This window comes from Roseibium aestuarii (genome assembly GCF_008477545.1).
Classification (GTDB): domain Bacteria; phylum Pseudomonadota; class Alphaproteobacteria; order Rhizobiales; family Stappiaceae; genus Roseibium; species Roseibium aestuarii.
On record NZ_VORA01000015.1, the window covers coordinates 1 to 3,183 of the forward strand.

At 67.9% G+C, this 3,183-nt stretch carries 4 protein-coding genes and 1 pseudogene; all 5 read left to right on the forward strand.

The annotated features are described in order from the left end of the window. Window positions 1–75: 75 nt before the first annotated feature. The gene (locus tag FR728_RS19180; protein ID WP_244304775.1) at window positions 76–615 is read left to right on the forward strand and encodes a hypothetical protein; all 540 of its coding nucleotides are present in this window, start codon (window positions 76–78) and stop codon (window positions 613–615) included. Beyond that, complete coding sequence (locus tag FR728_RS19185) at window positions 612–812, forward strand: hypothetical protein (protein ID WP_149894348.1); 201 nt, start codon at window positions 612–614, stop codon at window positions 810–812. The genes FR728_RS19180 and FR728_RS19185 overlap by 4 nt, the downstream gene beginning before the upstream one ends. Next, window positions 805–1,185: a DUF6362 family protein gene (locus FR728_RS19190; RefSeq protein WP_149894349.1), complete on the forward strand. Its 381-nt coding sequence runs from the start codon at window positions 805–807 to the stop codon at window positions 1,183–1,185. Before FR728_RS19185 ends, FR728_RS19190 begins: the two co-directional genes overlap by 8 nt. Window positions 1,186–1,601: 416 nt before the next feature. Continuing rightward, the gene (locus FR728_RS19195; protein WP_093359550.1) at window positions 1,602–2,966 is read left to right on the forward strand and encodes a site-specific DNA-methyltransferase; all 1,365 of its coding nucleotides are present in this window, start codon (window positions 1,602–1,604) and stop codon (window positions 2,964–2,966) included. A gap of 1 nt (window position 2,967) precedes the next feature. Further along, window positions 2,968–3,183, forward strand: a pseudogene (locus FR728_RS19490) (DNA cytosine methyltransferase); the annotation flags it as partial.

Consider the following 3,183-nt stretch of genomic DNA (forward strand, 5'->3'; position numbering starts at 1 on the left):
GGCGGCCCCGTACCGCCAAGCACCAGACCGCCGTCGTCTTCCACCACCACAGGCCACCGGCAAAGGAGACCCATCATGGCTCAGCCGACTCTGATCCCCGATTGCGACGGCGCAAGGTTTGAATCGCTGCCGCTCGACGCCCCCCGCAACCGCTGCATCCTTGCGCTCGACCTCGGCACCTCGACCGGCTGGGCGATCCGTGGCCATGACGGCCTGATCACCAGCGGCACCGTCTCGCTGCGCCCCGGCCGCTTCGATGGTGGCGGCATGCGCTACCTGCGCTTCACCAACTGGCTGACCGAGATCGACCGGCTGTCCGGTCCTGTCGCCGCGATCTGGTTCGAGGAGGTGCGCCGCCATGCGGGCACCGATGCCAGCCACATCTACGGCGGGCTCATGGCTACGCTGACGGCATGGGCGGAACTGCGCGGCGTGCCCTACGAGGGCGTTCCGGTCGGCACGATCAAACGCCACGCCGCTGGCAAGGGCAACGCCGACAAGGCCGCCATGGTCGCCGCGGTCCGCGCCCGCGGCTTCAGCCCGGCCGATGACAACGAGGCCGACGCCATCGCCATCCTGCTCTGGGCGATCGAGACGAAGGGAGGTGTCGCATGAGATGGCATCCCCACGGTTACGGCGGCTGCCGCCGGGATCCCGAGCAGGTCAAGCGCGAGGGCTGGCGAGAACAGGGCGTCCTCGCGGTCTCCGCCGATGACGACCGCCTCACCTGGCCCGAGCGTGAACTGGTCCGCCAACTCGGCGAGAAGCTCTACGGCCCGCGCCCTTCCGACAGGGAGGCGCGCCATGGCTGATTGCGAATGGACCGCCGATTGCGTCGCCGATCATTTCGAGGAGGCGTTCCGCACACTGCGCAAGCTGCCGCCGGTGAAGGCGCAGGGCTACTTCAACACTTGGCCCGACATCGTGCGGACCAGCCGCGAGATCGCGGCGATGGAGCCGCAGCCGATGCGGGTCTGGCCCTCGGCCGCCGCGATCACCCGGCTCGAGCAGACCTTCGACTGGGTGCTCTGGATCGAGGAGGCGGAGCGCAAGCTCGTCTGGTCGCGCGCGGCCCGCGTGCCATGGAAGCAGATCAGCGGCGAGCTGGGGTGCGACCGCACGACCGCATGGCGTCGCTGGCAACTGGCGCTGACCAAGATCGCCGCGCGCCTGAATGCGCAGTGACTCCAATGTGTTGCAACACTTTTTCCTTCGACATCTGCAACATGATCGTGCTATTCCGAAGGCAAGATGGGGAGAGTGCGCTGGAAAGCTCGCTCTCCCCTTTGCGTTGACGGGGGCCTTCTGGACCCCGGTATCCAGCGAGGGTCCGGCCGGGGTCCAGCCCACGGCAGTTTCCGGTTCCTTCTCCGCGACATTCGTATGCTGGCGGGCGAAGCGCGGAACATCGCCAGCGACAGGGCCGGATTTTTGGGAAGCCACCCGGAAGCCGGAGCCACGCGCGCCCCGCGCAAACACCAATGAACGCTGGCCTTCCGACCGGACACCGCTGGTGGCCGCTGGACCCCGTGTGGAGTCCGGCCCGGCATCCGGAGTCCGGAAGCCACCGGCATCCACCCGACCGAGGAACCGTGCCCATCATGACGTTGAGCTTCGCCCCGGACGCGATCGAGACGTGGCCGCTGTCGCGCCTCCAGCCCTACGCGAAGAACGCGAAGGCGCATGGCGCGGATCAGGTCGCGAAGATCGCCGCCAGCATGGCCGAGTTCGGCTGGACCGTGCCCTGCCTCGTCGGCGAGGACGGCGAACTGATAGCAGGCCACGGGCGCGTGCTGGCCGCGACGCAGCTCGGGCTGACCGAGGCGCCGGTGATCGTGCTCGGGCACCTGACCGAAGCGCAGCGCCGGGCGTACCGGATTGCGGACAACAAGCTGACGGAACTCGGCACCTGGGACGAGGCGCTGCTGTCGGCGGAACTGAACGACCTGCTGGCCGAAGACTTCGACCTGTCGCTGGTCGGGTTTTCCGATGGCGAACTCGACAAGCTGCTGGCCTTCGATCTCGACGGTGGCGGCGAGGAAGAGGGCGCCGGGGGCTCCGTGCCGCCGGTGACCATCCCCGAACCCCCACGCAATCCGGCGTCGCGGACGGGCGATCTCTGGATCCTCGGCGATCACCGGCTGCTCTGCGGCGACAGCACCAGCGCGGCCGATGTGCGCCGCCTGATGAACGGTGAGCGCGCGATCCTTTTCGCGACCGATCCACCGTATCTCGTCGACTACGACGGCTCGAACCATCCGACCCGCAACAAGGACTGGTCGGCGTCCTACGGCACGACTTGGGACGACAGTTCGCAGGGCGCGGAACTCTATGACGGGTTCATCGCTGCAGCCGTGGCGGAAGCCATCGCCGAGGATGCTGCCTGGTACTGCTGGCACGCCTCGCGCCGCCAGGCGATGCTGGAAGCCTGCTGGGAGAAGGCAGGCGCCTTTGTGCATCAGCAAATCATCTGGGTGAAAGACCGGGGCGTCCTGACCCGGTCGCATTACCTCTGGAAGCACGAGCCCTGTTTCATGGGCTGGCGTCGCCCGAACCGCCCGCCGAAGGTGGCCGAGGAAACGCTGCCATCGACATGGGCGCTTCCCAGCTTCGCCAAGGATGACCGGCCTGACCATCCGACGCCGAAGCCGCTCGACGCCTTCGGGATCCCGATGCGCCAGCATGTGGCGCGGGGCGGCCTCTGCTATGAGCCGTTCTCCGGCTCCGGGTCGCAGATCATGGCGGGCGAGGCCAATGGCCGCCGCGTCTTCGCAATGGAGATCAGCGCGGCGTATGTCGATGTCGCCGTGGAGCGTTGGCAGGCCGAAACCGACAAGGACGCGATCCTCGACGGCGACGGCCGGACCTTCGCGCAGGTGAAGGCGGAGCGGCTGGGCGACGTCACCGATACGCCGGACACGGACGCCGAACCCGAACCCGCGCGAAAGCGCCAGACCGCCGCGTGACATGCATGACCTGGCTCTACCTTCCTCCGGAGACGCTTCCGGAGCCGGAGACGCATGTCTGTTCGGCCTCTCCCTCTGCTCCGGCGCGGGCGGTATCGACCTCGGGCTCACCATCGCCATCCCCGGATATCGTGCTGTGGGCCATGTCGAACGGGAAACCTTCGCCGCAGCCACTCTCGTGGCGCGGATGGAAGACGCGTCCCTGGATCAGGCTGTT

What these genes read in the sequence shown, in the direction of transcription:
- FR728_RS19190 (WP_149894349.1), top strand. Translation starts at nt 805, where the DNA reads ATGGCTGATTGCGAATGGACCGCCGATTGCGTCGCCGATCATTTCGAG.
- FR728_RS19195 (WP_093359550.1), top strand. Translation starts at nt 1,602, where the DNA reads ATGACGTTGAGCTTCGCCCCGGACGCGATCGAGACGTGGCCGCTGTCG.
- FR728_RS19180 (WP_244304775.1), top strand. Translation starts at nt 76, where the DNA reads ATGGCTCAGCCGACTCTGATCCCCGATTGCGACGGCGCAAGGTTTGAA.
- FR728_RS19185 (WP_149894348.1), top strand. Translation starts at nt 612, where the DNA reads ATGAGATGGCATCCCCACGGTTACGGCGGCTGCCGCCGGGATCCCGAG.